This is a genomic window from Nonomuraea sp. NPDC003804, assembly GCF_040610675.1.
Classification (GTDB): domain Bacteria; phylum Actinomycetota; class Actinomycetes; order Streptosporangiales; family Streptosporangiaceae; genus Nonomuraea.
On the sequence record NZ_JBEXMT010000020.1, the window covers coordinates 145148 to 159483 of the forward strand.

General features: G+C 72.2%; 15 protein-coding genes. 7 read left to right on the plus strand and 8 right to left on the minus strand.

Annotation, left to right across the window (positions count from 1 at the left end):
• Positions 1-35: 35 nt before the first annotated feature.
• Genes ABZX22_RS26590 through ABZX22_RS26605 form a run of 4 tightly spaced genes read right to left on the minus strand, consistent with a single transcriptional unit; the run spans position 36 to position 3558 of the window.
• Complete coding sequence (locus tag ABZX22_RS26590) at positions 36-1586, minus strand: membrane dipeptidase (protein ID WP_354913756.1); 1551 nt, start codon at positions 1584-1586, stop codon at positions 36-38.
• A gap of 38 nt (positions 1587-1624) precedes the next feature.
• Positions 1625-2356, minus strand: a complete 732-nt coding sequence (locus ABZX22_RS26595; RefSeq protein ID WP_354913758.1) for a metallophosphoesterase — start codon at positions 2354-2356, stop codon at positions 1625-1627.
• The gene (locus ABZX22_RS26600; protein ID WP_354913760.1) at positions 2349-2597 is read right to left on the minus strand and encodes a BON domain-containing protein; all 249 of its coding nucleotides are present in this window, start codon (positions 2595-2597) and stop codon (positions 2349-2351) included. Before ABZX22_RS26600 ends, ABZX22_RS26595 begins: the two co-directional genes overlap by 8 nt.
• Before the next feature lie 46 nt (positions 2598-2643).
• Positions 2644-3558, minus strand: a complete 915-nt coding sequence (locus ABZX22_RS26605; RefSeq protein ID WP_354913762.1) for a DNA topoisomerase IB — start codon at positions 3556-3558, stop codon at positions 2644-2646.
• A gap of 54 nt (positions 3559-3612) precedes the next feature.
• Here ABZX22_RS26605 and ABZX22_RS26610 point away from each other — a divergent pair, with 54 nt between their 5' ends.
• Genes ABZX22_RS26610 through ABZX22_RS26620 form a run of 3 tightly spaced genes read left to right on the plus strand, consistent with a single transcriptional unit; the run spans position 3613 to position 6748 of the window.
• Entirely contained in the window at positions 3613-3870 is a 258-nt protein-coding gene (locus tag ABZX22_RS26610; RefSeq protein WP_354913764.1) for a hypothetical protein, read from the plus strand.
• Entirely contained in the window at positions 3870-4874 is a 1005-nt protein-coding gene (locus ABZX22_RS26615; RefSeq protein WP_354913766.1) for an SDR family oxidoreductase, read from the plus strand. The genes ABZX22_RS26610 and ABZX22_RS26615 overlap by 1 nt, the downstream gene beginning before the upstream one ends.
• Before the next feature lie 44 nt (positions 4875-4918).
• Positions 4919-6748 carry a transketolase gene (locus tag ABZX22_RS26620; protein ID WP_354913768.1) on the plus strand — a complete coding sequence of 610 codons (1830 nt, stop codon included), beginning with the start codon at positions 4919-4921 and terminating at the stop codon, positions 6746-6748.
• 66 nt (positions 6749-6814) lie between these two features.
• Here ABZX22_RS26620 and ABZX22_RS26625 read toward each other — a convergent pair whose 3' ends face one another.
• Positions 6815-7198 (minus strand): ChaB family protein, encoded by a 384-nt coding sequence (locus ABZX22_RS26625; RefSeq protein ID WP_354913770.1) that lies wholly within the window; start codon positions 7196-7198, stop codon positions 6815-6817.
• Between the two features lie 15 nt (positions 7199-7213).
• On the minus strand, positions 7214-7462 hold the full coding sequence (locus tag ABZX22_RS26630) for a DUF6458 family protein (RefSeq protein ID WP_354913772.1): 249 nt from the start codon (positions 7460-7462) through the stop codon (positions 7214-7216).
• Between the two features lie 37 nt (positions 7463-7499).
• Here ABZX22_RS26630 and ABZX22_RS26635 point away from each other — a divergent pair, with 37 nt between their 5' ends.
• The 4 genes from ABZX22_RS26635 (at position 7500) to ABZX22_RS26650 (ending at position 12023) form a co-directional block, all read left to right on the plus strand.
• Complete coding sequence (locus ABZX22_RS26635) at positions 7500-7985, plus strand: shikimate kinase (protein ID WP_354913774.1); 486 nt, start codon at positions 7500-7502, stop codon at positions 7983-7985.
• Positions 7986-7994: 9 nt separating this feature from the next.
• Positions 7995-8564 (plus strand): GNAT family protein, encoded by a 570-nt coding sequence (locus tag ABZX22_RS26640; RefSeq protein WP_354913775.1) that lies wholly within the window; start codon positions 7995-7997, stop codon positions 8562-8564.
• A complete protein-coding gene (locus ABZX22_RS26645) occupies positions 8561-10984 on the plus strand; it encodes a hypothetical protein (RefSeq protein ID WP_354913777.1) in 2424 nt (807 codons plus the stop codon). Before ABZX22_RS26640 ends, ABZX22_RS26645 begins: the two co-directional genes overlap by 4 nt.
• Before the next feature lie 115 nt (positions 10985-11099).
• Entirely contained in the window at positions 11100-12023 is a 924-nt protein-coding gene (locus ABZX22_RS26650; RefSeq protein ID WP_354913779.1) for a LysR family transcriptional regulator, read from the plus strand.
• On the opposite strand, the gene ABZX22_RS26655 is transcribed toward ABZX22_RS26650, so the two are convergent.
• Both ABZX22_RS26655 and ABZX22_RS26660 read right to left on the minus strand, forming a co-directional pair.
• On the minus strand, positions 11992-12744 hold the full coding sequence (locus tag ABZX22_RS26655; protein WP_354913781.1) for a serine hydrolase: 753 nt from the start codon (positions 12742-12744) through the stop codon (positions 11992-11994). The genes ABZX22_RS26650 and ABZX22_RS26655 overlap by 32 nt on opposite strands.
• A complete protein-coding gene (locus ABZX22_RS26660) occupies positions 12741-14324 on the minus strand; it encodes a D-aminoacylase (protein ID WP_354913782.1) in 1584 nt (527 codons plus the stop codon). The genes ABZX22_RS26655 and ABZX22_RS26660 overlap by 4 nt, the downstream gene beginning before the upstream one ends.
• Positions 14325-14336 lie beyond the last annotated feature (12 nt).

Here is a 14336-nt window from a genome sequence, read left to right on the forward strand (position 1 = left end):
CGTCAGCGGGCTGGGGGCGCCGTCAGGAAGGCGCCTCAGCGCGCCGGTGGTGCCGTGGTCGCCTCCCACGTGCGCAGGTAGGCCTCGGCACCGGAGGCGAGGTCGTCCACGAGCGGCTGGCCGCCCAGCTGTCTCAGGTCCTCGATCCAGTCGGGAACCAGGCCGTAGTGGGCGACGCCGTCCACGTTGTAGTCCCACACCCGCTCGCCGGTGCGCGGCCGGTCCAACGTGAGGGAGCCGTCGGCGGTGGTGAACGGATAGGTCACGGTGCTTCCCGCCCGTGGCGCGGGAAGCGGGCCGAGCCCGTTGGCGTCCAGGCCGTAGCCGTAGCCGGGGCGGCCGATCTCCTGGCGCAGCGGCTGGGTGCGCCGCCACTCCGCGGCGAACTCCTCGGCGGCGTGGCCGTACTGGGTGACCATGCCGCCCAGACGGTAGATGCGCGGCAGGTAAGCCGGGTCGGCCCAGCTGTGGGAGGAGATGACGCCGGGATAGCGGGCGGCTTCGAGCAGGTCGAGCGTCTGGTCGGCGGCCTTGACGCTCATGTGGTCGACCTCGATCATCATGCCGCGCCGCATCATGCCCTCCACCATGTGGCGGCCGAGCGCGGTCAGCCCCTTGGGGTTGCAGTGCGGGGCGGGCGGGTAGACCGGCAGGCCGATGCCCGGCGGCAGCCAGCGCGCCAGGTCAGGAGGCAGGACGGCGGGCGAGATCGGGTTGTCGTGCTCGGGCCCGGTGCACTTCTCCACCTTCCAGAAGCTCCCCGACGACAGCAGGTTGCCCAGGTTGACGATCGCGCCCTGGGTGCCGGAGTCGAAGCGCACGCCGCACAGCGCGTTGTCGTACTTATGGCAGACGAACATGCTGCGCACGCCCAGCGCGTACATCTCGTCGAGCCCACGGTCGATCTGCGCCTTGGTGCAGTGCGGGACGCCGAGCGTGGTGCGGCAGCCGAACGGCTCGGAGGTCTCGATGCCGAGCACCACGGCCAGCTTGCCGGCCGTGATGACCTCGCGTGCCTCGGCGGGGCTCCTGACCACCCGGAACCAGCCGCGTCCCGGGCCACCCGCCAGCGTGTCGATGTGGTCCTGCAGCTCGAACGTGCGCTGGGCCTCGCGCCTGATCGCCCACATCTCGTCGCACGGGTTGGTCTTCAGCGGGTAGATCTCGCACAGCTGCCGGTTGGCGACGAGATCGTTGACCATGACGCGCAGGCCGCCGCGCCAGGCGCGCTCGATCCATTCGTAGTAGGCCTGCTGGTGGGTGAGCGAGTCGTTGGCCGGCCAGTCCTTGAAGGTCGGCCAGCCGGTGGGGTCATGGGTGCCGGTCGGCGAGCCCGTCCTGGTGAAGTTCTCGAACCAGGCGGCTTCGCCGTTGGGGTAGTGGTCGAGGCAGTCGAGCAGCGCACGGGCGACGCCCCCAGGGTCGAACGGCTTGCCGCACAGCAGCTTGCCGCCGAACGCCTCGTAGGACATCAGGTGACTGTGCCCGTCGACGAACCCGCGGACGGGAGCGGAGGGCTGAGTGGGCGCGGCCATCGCGACCACGCACAGCAGGGCGAGTGAAGCCAGGACACGGCGTACGACCATGCACCGACATCAACACCAAGCTACCGCTCGGTCAAGACCTAACATGAGTCGGACTCACTAAGACAGTAAATCCCGTAGGCCCTGCCCAGTACGGGCAGCGCGACGTTGCGGACCCTGATGCCACCCGGCGTCATGCCCTTCTCCGCCCCCTTGTGCGCGTGACCATGGAGGATGAGGTCGGCGCCCGCGATGTCGACCGCCTCGGCCAGCAGGTAGCTGCCGAGGAAGGGGTAGATCTCCAGCGGCTCGCCCTCCAGCGTCTCCTTGACCGGGGAGTAGTGCGACAGCACGACCTTGAGATCGGTGTCGAGCCCCTTCAGCTCTGACTGCCAGCTGTCGGCGATGCCGCGGGTGTGCCGGACGAAGTCCTTGATCTCCCGCTCGCCGAAGTCGCTCGCGCACTTGCCGGCGAACCCGCCGCCGAAGCCCTTGCCGCCGACGACGCCGAGCCGCCTGCCGTGCAGGGTCAGGACGGCCGAGTCGTCGTCGAGCACGACGATGCCGTGGTCGCGCAGCTCGCCGGCGATCTCGTACTGCAGGTCGGAGTGGTAGTCGTGGTTGCCCAGGACGGCGACGACCGGAACCGGCAGGTCGCGGAACTCCTGGGCGACCAGCCTGCCCTCGTCCAGGGTCCCGTGCCTGGTGAGGTCACCGGCGAGCATCAGCACGTCGGCCCGCTGCTCGATGCCCTCCAGCCGCTCGCGGTACCTGCCGCGCACGTCCTCGCCCAGATGCACGTCGCCGACGGCGGCGATACGCAACTCAGTCAAGATGCTCATCCTCCCCCGGCTCACGGACCTGCACGACCTGCAGCTCGTTGTGCACGTGCAGCCCGGGGGCGGCCTCCTTCGCCACCTGCTCCATCTGGCGCCTGTGCTCCTCGCCGGTGACCCGGCCGCGCAGGAACAACTGATCGCCGCGCACGTCGACGCGGATGCCGAGCTCGTGGGACCTGTCGTCCTCGGCCAGCGCCCGCTGGACGCGCGCCGCGACGTACTGCGGAGCCTCCATCGCTTCCTCCTTCGTCAGATCACCCCGATGCCCGTGCGGTTACCGGTCAAACAGCTCTGATCAGGTCGATGACCGCGCGTTCCACGTCGCCGCCGGTGCCGACGGTCCTGCCCCGCTCGAACGCCTCGATCACGCGGGGGTCGACGTAGGAGGCCCGCGCCACCGCGGGGGTGTTGCCGAGGTAGTCGGCCACCCGGCGCATGACCTCCGGCACGTCCGGCGTCGTCGCCAGGCCCACGGCCGCCAGGACGGTGCCGTGCCAGGTGCGGAAGTCCTTCGCGGTGGCCTCGCAGCCGAGCGTCTCCCGCACGTAGGTGTTGATCTCGTCGCTGCGCACGTCCGTCCAGCCGTCGGCGCCCTTGTAACGCAGCAGTTCGCCCTTGTGACCGAGCGCCTTCAGCGCCCTGACGACCCTGCACGCGGAGCGGTCGGTGACCTCCACCTCGCGCGGGACGTCGCCCTTGGCGGGATAGCAGAACAGGACCGAGCCGTTCGCGCAGGTCACATGTTCCATCCTGAGCGTCGCCAGGCCGTACGACTCGTACTCCTCGCCGCCCACCCTGAAGTATCCGACGTCGAGCAGGCGCGCCGCGGTGGCCAGCACCCGCTCCCTGGTCAGCCCCTTGGCCTCCAGTTGCTCCTGGACCTTCTTCCGGAAGGCGGGCAGCCGCTCGGCCATCTCGAGCACCCGGTCGAACTTGAGCCTGTCCTGCTGGGCCCGCCACTCCTCGTGGTAGCGGTACTGCCGCCGCCCCGCCGCGTCGGTGCCCGCGGCCTGCAGGTGCCCGTCGGGCGAGCAGCAGATCCACACGTCCTTCCAGGCGGGCGGTACGGCCAGTGCCCTGATCCGGTCGAGCGTGGCGGCGTCGCGCACGGGACGGCCGTCGGGGTAGGTGTAGCTGAATCCCCGCCCCCTGCGCCTGCGCCTGATGCCCGGTTCGTTCTGGTCACTGGGGTGCACGTGACCTGGCTACCCTGCGCGTTATGCGGCAAACGGCCCGGGCAGGGGGTGGGCATGCGTGAAGATGACTACCGTCCGGAGCAGCAGTCCGCGTCCGGCCAGCCCATGGTTCCCTCGACGCCGCGTGATGTCGTCCACATCAGGGTGGGGTCGTTCATTCTGGTCTTCCTCCTGGCGATCGGCGCGATCAGCGTCATCGCGGGGATCGGCTGGCTCGCCGTCGTGGCGGGCGTGCTGGCCCTGGCCACGATCGCCGACATCGTGCTCGCCGTACGCCGGCAGAGAGAGCGAGGAGCGGGAGAGGCGGGCTGATGCGCCCTTCCCGTGTGGTGGTGGTGACGGGTGCCAGTGGTGGTGTCGGCAGAGCGGTGGTGCGCGAGCTCGGCGCGCGCGGCGACACGGTGGCGCTGATCGCGCGCGGGACGGCGGGCCTGGGGGCCGCGGCCGTCGACGTCGGCTCCGCGGGCGGCTCCGGCGTCGTCTACCCGGCCGACGTCTCCTCCTACGAGGAGGTACGGCAGGCCGCGCGACGCGCCGAGGAGGATCTCGGCCCCATCGACGTGTGGATGAACGTGGCCTTCTCGGCGGTGTTCGCCCCCTTCACCGAGGTGAGTCCCGAGGAGTTCGAGCGGGCCACCGCGGTGACCTACCTCGGTTACGTGTGGGGCACCAAGGTGGCGCTGGAGCTGATGCGGCCCCGCGACAGCGGGGTGATCGTGCAGGCCGGCTCGGCATTGTCCTACCGGGGGATCCCGCTGCAGTCGGCCTACTGCGGCGCCAAGCACGCGATCAAGGGCTTCACCGAGTCGGTGCGGACCGAGCTGATGGCCGAGGGCAGCGGGGTGCGGGTCACCATGGTCCAGCTGCCCGCCGTGAACACCCCGCAGTTCGACTGGGTGCTGTCGCGCCTGCGCCGGCATCCGCAGCCGGTGCCGCCGATCTTCCAGCCCGAGGTGGCGGCGCGGGCGCTGGTCCACGCCGCCGACCATCCCGAGCGCAGGGAGTACTGGGTGGGCACGTCGACCGCTCTCACGCTGGTCGGCGAGCGCGTCGCACCCGGGCTGCTCGACCGCTACCTGGCCAGAACCGGTAAGCAGTCGCAGCTCACCGCCGACAGACCGCCGACGGGCGTGGCGAACCTGTGGGCGCCCGCCGACGAGTACCGCGACCACGGGGCGCACGGGACCTTCGACTCCCGCGCCCACGGCAGGAGCCCGCAGGCCTGGCTGTCCAGGCACCGCCGGTCCGTGCTGGTCGCGCTCGGCGCCGTGGCCGCGGGCGCGACGGTGGCCACCCGCGCCCTGCGCCGCACATAGCGACCGCGGGGCTGGGTAGGCGGCGGGAGACCCTAGGAGGACCGATGCCCGAGCGCGATGTTCATTACCTGTGCGAGCTGGCGGCGCAGCTGCGGGTGGACTCGGTGCGAAGCTCCGCGGCGGCGGGTTCAGGCCACCCGACCTCGTCCATGTCCGCGGCGGACCTGATGGCCGTGCTGTTCGCCCACCATCTGAGATACGACTTCGACGATCCCGACAATCCCGCCAACGACCACCTCATCTTCTCCAAGGGGCACGCCTCTCCCTTGCTGTACGCGCTGTTCAAGGCGGCGGGGGCCATCACGGACGAGGAGATGCTGAGCTTCAGGAAGCGCGGCAGCCGCCTGGAGGGCCATCCGACCCCGCGCCTGCCGTGGGTCGACGTGGCGACGGGCTCGCTCGGGCAGGGACTGCCGGTCGGCGTGGGAGTGGCGCTGGCGGGGCGGCGCCTCGACCGGCTGCCGTACCACGTGTGGGTGCTGTGCGGGGACAGCGAGCTGGCCGAGGGCTCGATATGGGAGGCCGCCGAGCACGCCGCCGACGAGGGCCTGGCCAACATCACCGCGATCGTCGACGTGAACAGGCTCGGCCAGCGCGGCCCGACCCGGCACGGCTGGGACACCGGCGCCTACGCGCGCAGGTTCGGCGCCTTCGGCTGGCACACGATCGAGGTGGACGGCCACGACCCCGGCGAGATCGACTACGCGCTCGGCGACGCGCGCAACACGCGCAGGCGCCCGACCGTGATCCTGGCCCGCACCCGCAAGGGTGAAGGCGTCAGCGCGGTGGACAACCGCGAGGGCGCCCACGGCAAGCCGCTGAAGGACCCCGAGCAGGCCATCCGCGAGCTGGGCGGCGACCGGGGCGTGACCGTCAAGGTCAGCCCGCCGGACAACGACCGCCCGCCGCACGTCTTCGACAGCGGCCCCACCGAATGGCCGGTCTTCGAGGTCGGCACGAAGGCCGCCACCAGGACCGCGTTCGGCGAGGCGCTGAGAACCCTGGGCGAGGCCCGCGGCGACGTGGTGGTGGTGGACGGCGAGGTGGCCGACTCCACCAGGACCGAGGCCTTCGCGCACGCCTTCCCCGAGCGGTTCTTCGAGTGCTACATCGCCGAGCAGGAGATGGTCGCCACCGGCGTCGGCCTGCAGATCCGGGGCTGGGTGCCGTACGTGTCGACCTTCGCCGCCTTCCTCACCAGGGCGCACGACTTCCTCAGGATGGCCGGGGTCAGCGGCGCGAACCTGCGCGTCGTGGGCTCGCACGCGGGCGTGTCGATCGGCGAGGACGGCCCCTCGCAGATGGGGCTGGAGGACCTGGCCATGCTGCGCGCCGTCCACGGCAGCACGGTGCTCTACCCCTGTGACGCCAACCAGACCGCGGCGCTGGTCAACGAGATGGCCGACATCCCGGGTGTCTCCTACCTGCGCACCACGCGCGGGGACACGCCCGTCATCTACGATCCCGGCGAGCCGTTCACCGTCGGCGGTTCCCGGGTGCTGCGGCACTCGCCCGACGACCGGGCGACCATCATCGCGGCGGGGATCACCGTCCACGAGGCGCTGGCCGCGGCCGACACGCTCAAGGGTGAGGGCGTTCCCGTCGGCGTCGTCGACATGTACTCGATCAAGCCCGTCGACCAGGCCGTGCTGAACGAGGCCGCCACCACGACGGGGAACCTCATCACCGTCGAGGACCACCGGCCGGAGGGCGGCCTCGGCGACGCGGTGCTCGACGCCGTCTCCGAGCTGGGGCCGCGGGTGATCAAGCTGGCGGTGCGGGGGATGCCGGGCTCGGCCACCCCCGCCGAGCAGCTGGCCGACGCGGGCATCGACCGGCGCGCCATCGTGGCGGCGGTCAGGCGCCTGCTGTGAGAACCCGGGTACGCGAAAGGGGATCCCCGCGCCTGGGGATCCCCTTTCGCACTTCCTCGCACGCGGTCAGCGTGATCTGGCCGTGTCTCGCCGGTTGGCCTTCTTGATCGCGTCGACCAGCTCGGATTTGGTCATCTTGGAGCGTCCCGTGACGCCGAGCCTGGCGGCCACGTCGTACAGGTGCTGCTTGCTCGCGTTGGCGTCGACGCCCTCGGCGGTCCGCCCGGAACGGTCGGTGGCGCCCTTGTCGGAGGGTCCCTTGCCGGACTTCGGCTCCCAGTGGTCGCCGACCTTCTCGAAGGAGTGCTTGAGCGCCGAGAAGGCGGTGCGGTGGGCGCGCTCGCCCTCGCCGTAGGTCTTCACCGCCGAGTCGTGCGCCTTGATCCAGGTCTCCTGCGCCTTCTTCGGCGAGCGCGCGATGGTCGAAGGCAGTTCCTCGCGTCCTGGCATGGCGGACCCCCTCTGTCAGATCTGCGGCGGGTCGGTGTAGCGCCGCTCCTCGTACACGGTCGTGCGCTCCCTGTCGGGCTCGACCGGCGACACGATCTCGCGCGTCACGCGGACCCGGTAGAGCCCGAACAGCAGTAAGGCGACTCCACCCAGCATGAGGATGACGCCCACGATGTTGATGTCCAGGCCGGCGATGTCCCATTCGACGGCCCATGTGAGCACGGCGCCGAGCATGATGAGGAAAATGCTTCCGGCGATGGTCATGGAATACCTCCCTAGAGCCAAGGAAACCTCTATCCCCATGTCGAGAAACAAACCCGTCGTCGTCATCGGGCTGATGGGGTCGGGCAAGACCACCGTGGCCCTGCTGCTGGCGCAGGCGCTCGGCCTGCCGATGAGCGACAGCGACTCCTATCTCAGGCGCCGGTACGGCAGCAGCGCGGCCGAGATCGCCAGGACGGAGGGCGCCGACGTCCTGCACGAGCGGGAGGCCGAGCACGTGCTCGACGCGCTCAGCGAGGACCAGGTCGTGGCCGCGGCGGCGAGCACCGTGGAGCGCCCCGAGGTGCGCGCGGCGCTGCGGCAGGCGTTCGTGATCTGGCTGGACGCGCCCCCCGAGGTGCTGGCGGAGCGGATGCGGTCGAGCGACCACCGCCCCGACTTCGACCCCGCCGTCATGAAGGCCAGGCGGGACCCGTACTTCAGGCAGGTCGCCGACCTGCGGGTCGACACGACGTCGACGCCGCCGCAGGAGGCGGCGGGACAGGCCCTGGACGCCATCCGATAGGAAGAGCGCATGTTCGTCACCAAACCCACCCTGACCGGGGAGCGGATCACACTGCGCCCCGTCGGCGCCGAGCACGTCGACGGCCTGCTCGAACTGGCCTCCGACGAGGAGGTCAGACGGCTGACCGGATCGCGCGCGGGAGTGGACCGCGAGCGCGCCACGATGTGGTACGCCACCCGCAAGGACCACGACGACCGGCTCGACCTGGCGATCTGCCACGGCGACGAGTACGTCGGCGAGATCGTGCTCAACGAGCTCGACGCCGACAACCTCTCGTGCAACCTGCGGATCGCGCTGATCGGGTCGCGGGTGTTCGGCAAGGGCTTCGGCACCGAGGCGATCAGGCTGGTGCTCGGCCACGTCTTCGCCACCACCCCGATCAACCGGGTCAGCCTGGGCGTCTACGCCTTCAACGAGCGCGCCAGGCACGTCTACGAGAAGGCCGGCTTCGTCGTGGAGGGTGTGCTGCGCGACGCCCTGCTGTGGGAGGGCGTGTGGCACGACGAGATCGTCATGTCGGTGCTGCGCCGCGAATGGGTCACAACCAAATCCGGGATCGGCGCATCTAAGCTGCAGTGACGACGCGTTTGCTTCCCGACGATCCCGACCGGCTGGGCGGCTACTGGCTGGCGGGACGGCTCGGCTCCTGCTTCGACGCCTATGACCGTGGGGGCAGACGCTATGTGATCAAGATGGCGCGCGGCAGGGCGCCCGTGGTGGCGCCGCACTGCGTGGCCAGGGTGGTCGAGTCAGGGCCCGGCTACGTGGTCAGCGAGTTCGTCGAGGGGCCCAGCCTGCGGGAGGCGGTCGCGCATGCCGGCCCCTACGCGGGCGAGGCGCTGCACAGGATCGCCGTCGCGCTGGCCACCGCGCTGGTCGCGATCCACGACGCCGGCGCCGTCCACCTCCATCTGGGGCCCGGCTGCCTGCGGCTGGGCTCCGAGGGTCCCAGGGTCACCGGTGTCGGCACCGCCGACGCGCAGCGTCCCACCCCCGAGGTGTTCACCGGGGGCGCCGCGGGGCCGCCCGCGGACGTGTTCTCGTGGGGGGCGGCCGTCCTGTTCGCCGCGACGGGCCGCGACCCCTTCGCGGCCGAGAGCCTGGGCGAGCTGATGCACGCGGTGCTGACCGTCGATCCCGACGTGAGCGACCTGCCCGAACCGCTCAGGTCCCTGGCCGCCAGGGCGCTGGCGAAGGAGCCCGGCGACCGGCCCACGGCGCGCGAGCTGCTGATCGGCCTGACGGGCAGCGCCGAGCCGGCCGTCGGTGCCCACCTGGCCGCCGAGATCAGGCCGCCGGAGGGGCTGACGGGCCCGCCCGCGCTCGGCGACGTGGCCGAGCGCGTCTACCAGAGCCTGCCGCCCGAGCAGCAGTCGACGCTCCCGGAGATCCTGCTGCGGATGCGCGAGCCGGGCAGGCTTCCGCTGGCCGAGGTCGGCGACGACCCGGCGGTCGCCGCGCTGACCGAGGCGGGCCTCCTGGTACGGCGCAGCATCGCGGTGCCGCCCGCCGACAGGCCGGAGGGCCGGCTGGTCGCCGTCGCCGACGACTCGGTGGGCCCGGCCAGCCAGGCCCTGTTCCACGCGTGGCCGAGGCTGCGCACGTGGGCCGAGGACGTCACGCCCTTCCGGCGGCGCAGGCACAGACGCAGGATGCTGGTGGCGGGGCTGGCCGCGGCCGTGGCGGTGGCGGTGGCGGCGACGGTGGTGACCGTGACGGACGGGCTGTCCCGCCACCGGCAGGCGGGCACGGGCGACCTCGCCGGCGCGGCCCACGACCCCTCCCGCGACGCGGCGCGCGAACCGTCCCGCGGCACGTCCGGCGACGGCTCCCGCGACGCGGCCCACGAGAGCGCCCGGGAGGTGGCGGCGCGTGCCGAGAGCCTGCGCAGCGCGGACCCCATGACCGCGATGAAGCTGAGCGTGGCCGCGTGGACCCTGGCGCCGGTGCCGGAGGCCCGCGACGCCCTGCAGCGCTCGCTCGGCCAGAGCGACCTCGACACCTTCAGCGACCCCGAGCCGGTGGCCGGCACGGCCTACCGCCTCGCCGACGACGGCACCAGCCTGCTGGGCCGGCGGAACGACCGGCTGCGGCGCTGGGATCTGGCCACGCGGATCGCCGGCGCACCGCCGCAGCGGCTGCTCTCCCCCGACGGCAGCGTCGCCGCCGTCCAGCGGGGACAGCGGACCGACCTGCACGACACGGCGACGGGCGCGCTCATGGGCGGCCTCCCCGTGGCGGGCGAGCTCTCCTTCGACGGCGCGGCCAGGTTACTGGCGGTGGGCGGGCAGGACACCACGGTCTGGGACGTGGCGAGCCGCACCCAGGTCCTCGCGATCCCCACCGGCCCGGTCGACGACGTGGCGCTGTCGGCCGACGGCCGGCGGCTGGCCATCTCGGCCGCAGGCGAGCTGAGAATCTGGAGCGTGCCGGAGGGCGAGCCGGTCATGGGCCCGCTCGCCACGATCGCCCGGCCGCTGGTCTTCTCCCCCGACGGCAGGCGGCTGTTCGCGGGACGCGACCTGGTGGACCTGTCGTCGGGCAAGGTCACCGAACTGGGCGGCAGCACTTTCGCCGGCGCTTTCGCGCCCGACGGCCGCACGGCCGCCTTCGTGATCGACGCCGACTTCTTCACGGTGTGGAGGCTGAGCACCTGGCCCCCGCAGACGGTCAGGCGCGCGGTGCCGGGCGCCAGCATCAGGTTCTCCCCGGACGGCACGCTGCTGGCGCTGGGCGGCGACCACACCACGCTGTGGGACGCCACGACGCTGCGCGAGATCAGCAGGGTGCCGCTGGGCCAGGACATCGCTGACGTGGCCTTCAGCGCCGACGGCGCGAGGCTGATCGGCCTGCGGGAGGACGGCACCGTGCGGGAGAGCCCCGTCGACCCGGCGCTGGCCGCCAAGGCCGTCTGCGCGAAGGCGGGCGGCGCGCTGGACGAGGCGGGCTGGCGGCGGCTGTTCCCCGGCCGGCCGTACCCGGCCGGCATGTGCTCCTGACTGTCGCCCGCCCCGCTCCGGGGTGTCGCGCGTGGATCCCGATGACGCCCGTCGCGGCGGGAGCATGCCGACACCGCTGGTGCGGTTCGGTGATCAGGCTCATACTCTTGGTCACGTGTTGAGTAGTAACCGGCTGCGTGTCCTGCTTGAGGTGTTCAGGACGGGCAGCATCGCCGGTGCGGCGAGAGTGTTGAAGCTGTCGCCGTCCGCGGTGTCCCACCAGCTGTCCCGCCTGGAGCAGGAGGCGGGTGTCGGCCTGGTCGAGCGCAACGCGCAGAGCCTGCGGCTGACCGAGGCCGGACGCCGCCTCGCCATCCGCGCGCAGGAGGTGGTGGACATCATCGAGGCGGCGGAGAAGGACCTGCTCGCCCAGGCCAGGGTGGACGCCGGTGAGCTGCGTATCGGCTTCTTCGCCTCCGCGGGCTACCGGCTGCTGCCGCTGGCGCTGTCGCGGTTCGCCTCCCGGTATCCCAAGGTGGCGCTCGACCTGGTGGAGGGCCAGCCGTACGAGCTGCTGCCCGATCTGGAGCGCGGCGCGCTCGACGTGCTGGTGGTCTTCGAGCACGCCCTCGACCCGTGGCAGTGCCCCGAAGGGGTGGAGGTGGTGCACCTGTTCGACGAGCCGCAGCTCCTGGTGGTGCCGGCCGGCCACCCCGCCGCCCAGCGGCCCAGAGTACGGCTGGCCGACCTGGCCGACGAGCCGTGGATCACCACGTTCGGCGCCGAGCACCCGGTGTCGATCCTCGAGCGGGCCAGCACGCTGGAGGGCTTCTCGCCGCAGATCCGCTGCCGCAGCGACCACTACGAGGTGACGATCGGCCTGGTGCGGGCCGGGCTCGGCGTCGCGCTGGTGCCGAGCCTCGGCCTGCAGGGCGCGACGGGGCTGACCACCTGCCGCCTGGCCACGCCGAACCTGTTCCGCAGGATCGGCGTGGCCAGGCGGCCGACCAACCCGAACCCGGCCGCCCGGTCCTTCCTCGCCTACCTACGCACGGCCTCGGCGCAGCTCAGGAACTCGCTGGAGCCCTCGTTGCGCTGAGGCAAGCCGCGATGTCCAGCCCCGCCTGCCGTACGGCGGACGCCAGCTCGTGCTCGCTGCCCGAGGGACCGTGGGCGAGCACGGCGTAGGCGATCCGCCCGTCCATGATCCCGACGTCGGACCTGACGCCGTCGTCGGTGCCGGTCTTGTTGGCCAGCCAGCCGCCCTCGGGATCGTGCCTGACCAGGGCGGGGACGAGGCTGTGGTCGGTGTTCTGCTGCATCCAGCCGCGCATGAGCACCTGCCAGCCGCCCGCGCCCGCGACGAGCGCGGCCAGGCCGGAGAGCTCGGCGGCGGTGCCGATCGCGAACGTCGGCGGATCCTCGGGGCCGCGCGGCTCCCTGATGCGGTCGAGCAGCCGGGTTCTCGACAGGCCGAGGGCGGCGGCCGCCGCGTTGACCCGGTCCACGCCGACCCTCCGCAGCAGGGCGTTCGTGGCGGTGTTGTCGCTGATCGCGGCGGTCAGCAGGGCCAGGTCGCCGATCGTCCAGCTGCGCCCGGACAGCGACAGCAGCAGCCCCGAGCCGCCGCAGTAGTCGTCCTCGTGCAGCGTCACGGGCGTGTCGGGGTGGAGGATGCCGCCTTCGATGCTCATCGCCACCTCGGCCAGCAGGAGCAGCTTGCCGACGCTGGCCAGCGGCAGCTCGGCGTCCTCGTTGACGCCGTGGAACTCTCCCGTCACCAGATCGCGCGTCGCCACGGCGAGCGTGATGTCGTTCACCGCCCGATGATCCTTCCTGGTCTGTCTTCGGTGAGCGTGCCGTCTTCCACGGCGACCCGGCCCGCCACGACGACGGCCCGGATGCCGGTGGGCGGCAGCAGCGGATCGGCGTAGGTGGCGCCGTCGGCCACCGTCTCGGGGTCGAGCAGCACCAGGTCGGCGTGCGCGCCGTCGCGCACGACTCCCCTGCCGGTGAGCCCGAACCTGTCGGCCGCCATGCCGGTCATCTTGTGGACGGCGACCTCCAGCGGGAACAGGCCCTGGTCGCGGGAGTAGCGGCCGAGCACCCTGGGGAAGGTGCCGGCCAGGCGCGGGTGCGGATGACCTGGCTTGGGCACGCCGTCCGAGCCGATCATGGCGAACTCGCTGGCCAGGACCCGCTGGACGTCGTCCTCCCGCATCGAGTGGCTGATGATCGTCACCTCGCCCTCCTCGGCGAGGAGCAGCTCGGCGGCCGTGTCCACGGGGTCGCCGCCCAGCTCGGCGATGGTGCGGCCCTCGACCTCGGGCTGGTTGACGGCGCAGGCGACGGAGATGCGGTCCCATCCGCCGTTGCCGACCGTGTTCTCCCAGCCGGGCACGCCCTCATCGATCGCCCGGCGCATCCGGTCGCGCTGGAGGGGGTCGCGCAGCCGTTCGAGCAACGCCTCGGTGCCGCCGTCGTTGGCCCACGGGGGGAACATCGCCGACAGCGACGTGCTGCCCTCGGTGTAGGGGTAGACGTCGCAGGTGACGTCCATGCCCTGGGCCCGCAGCTCGGCGATGCGCGGGAGCGTCCGCCGGGTTCTGCCCCAGGCGTGCCTGCCTGCGGTCTTGTGGTGGCTGACGTGCAGCGCGGCCCCGCTCCTGCGGGCGATCTCGACGGCCTCCTCCAGCGCCTGCTCGACGCGGGACATCTCGTCTCTCAGGTGGGTGACGTACGGCTTGCCGTACCTGGCCGCGACCCTGGCCAGCGCGACCACCTCGGCCGTGTCGCCGTAGGTGCCGGGGGTGTAGATGAGCCCCGTGGACAGGCCCGCCGCCCCGGCGGCCAGCGCGTCGTCCAGCAGCGCGCACATGGTGTCGAGTTCGGCCGGGGTGGCCGGGCGGTCCTCGTAGCCGAGCACGCCGGCTCGGAGGGTGCCGTGGCCGACGAGGGAGGTCAGATGGTTGGACCGCGGGGCCCGCTCATGCGCCTCCACGAACGCCCCGTAGTCCTGAAATATCGGGATGTCGCCGCCGAAGCCCGCCCTGCTGGACCGGCTCAGCGCCGGCACCCGCTCGGGCAGCGCGGGAAACAGGCTCGACCCGCAGTTGCCGCAGATCTCCACGGTGACACCCATGCGCACGGGGGCGGCGGCCAGCTGCCTGCCCGCCTCGCCGAGCAGGGAGACCCCGTCGGAGTGAGTGTGGACGTCGATGAAGCCGGGAGCGACCACCAGCCCGGTGGCGTCGATCACCCGCGCTCCCCCGCCGTCGGCCGGGCCGCCCTGGGGCAGCAGGACGAGGCGGTCACCGGTGACGCCGACGTCGGCCCGGCGCAACGGCGCGCCCGTCCCGTCGGCCACCAGGCCACCGCTGATCAGTACGTCGAGGCTCACGGAGCCGAACCC

What these genes read in the sequence shown, in the direction of transcription:
- ABZX22_RS26590 (WP_354913756.1), bottom strand. Translation starts at nt 1,586, where the DNA reads ATGGTCGTACGCCGTGTCCTGGCTTCACTCGCCCTGCTGTGCGTGGTC.
- ABZX22_RS26600 (WP_354913760.1), bottom strand. Translation starts at nt 2,597, where the DNA reads ATGGAGGCTCCGCAGTACGTCGCGGCGCGCGTCCAGCGGGCGCTGGCC.
- ABZX22_RS26610 (WP_354913764.1), top strand. Translation starts at nt 3,613, where the DNA reads ATGCGTGAAGATGACTACCGTCCGGAGCAGCAGTCCGCGTCCGGCCAG.
- ABZX22_RS26615 (WP_354913766.1), top strand. Translation starts at nt 3,870, where the DNA reads ATGCGCCCTTCCCGTGTGGTGGTGGTGACGGGTGCCAGTGGTGGTGTC.
- ABZX22_RS26620 (WP_354913768.1), top strand. Translation starts at nt 4,919, where the DNA reads ATGCCCGAGCGCGATGTTCATTACCTGTGCGAGCTGGCGGCGCAGCTG.
- ABZX22_RS26625 (WP_354913770.1), bottom strand. Translation starts at nt 7,198, where the DNA reads ATGCCAGGACGCGAGGAACTGCCTTCGACCATCGCGCGCTCGCCGAAG.
- ABZX22_RS26630 (WP_354913772.1), bottom strand. Translation starts at nt 7,462, where the DNA reads ATGACCATCGCCGGAAGCATTTTCCTCATCATGCTCGGCGCCGTGCTC.
- ABZX22_RS26635 (WP_354913774.1), top strand. Translation starts at nt 7,500, where the DNA reads ATGTCGAGAAACAAACCCGTCGTCGTCATCGGGCTGATGGGGTCGGGC.
- ABZX22_RS26640 (WP_354913775.1), top strand. Translation starts at nt 7,995, where the DNA reads ATGTTCGTCACCAAACCCACCCTGACCGGGGAGCGGATCACACTGCGC.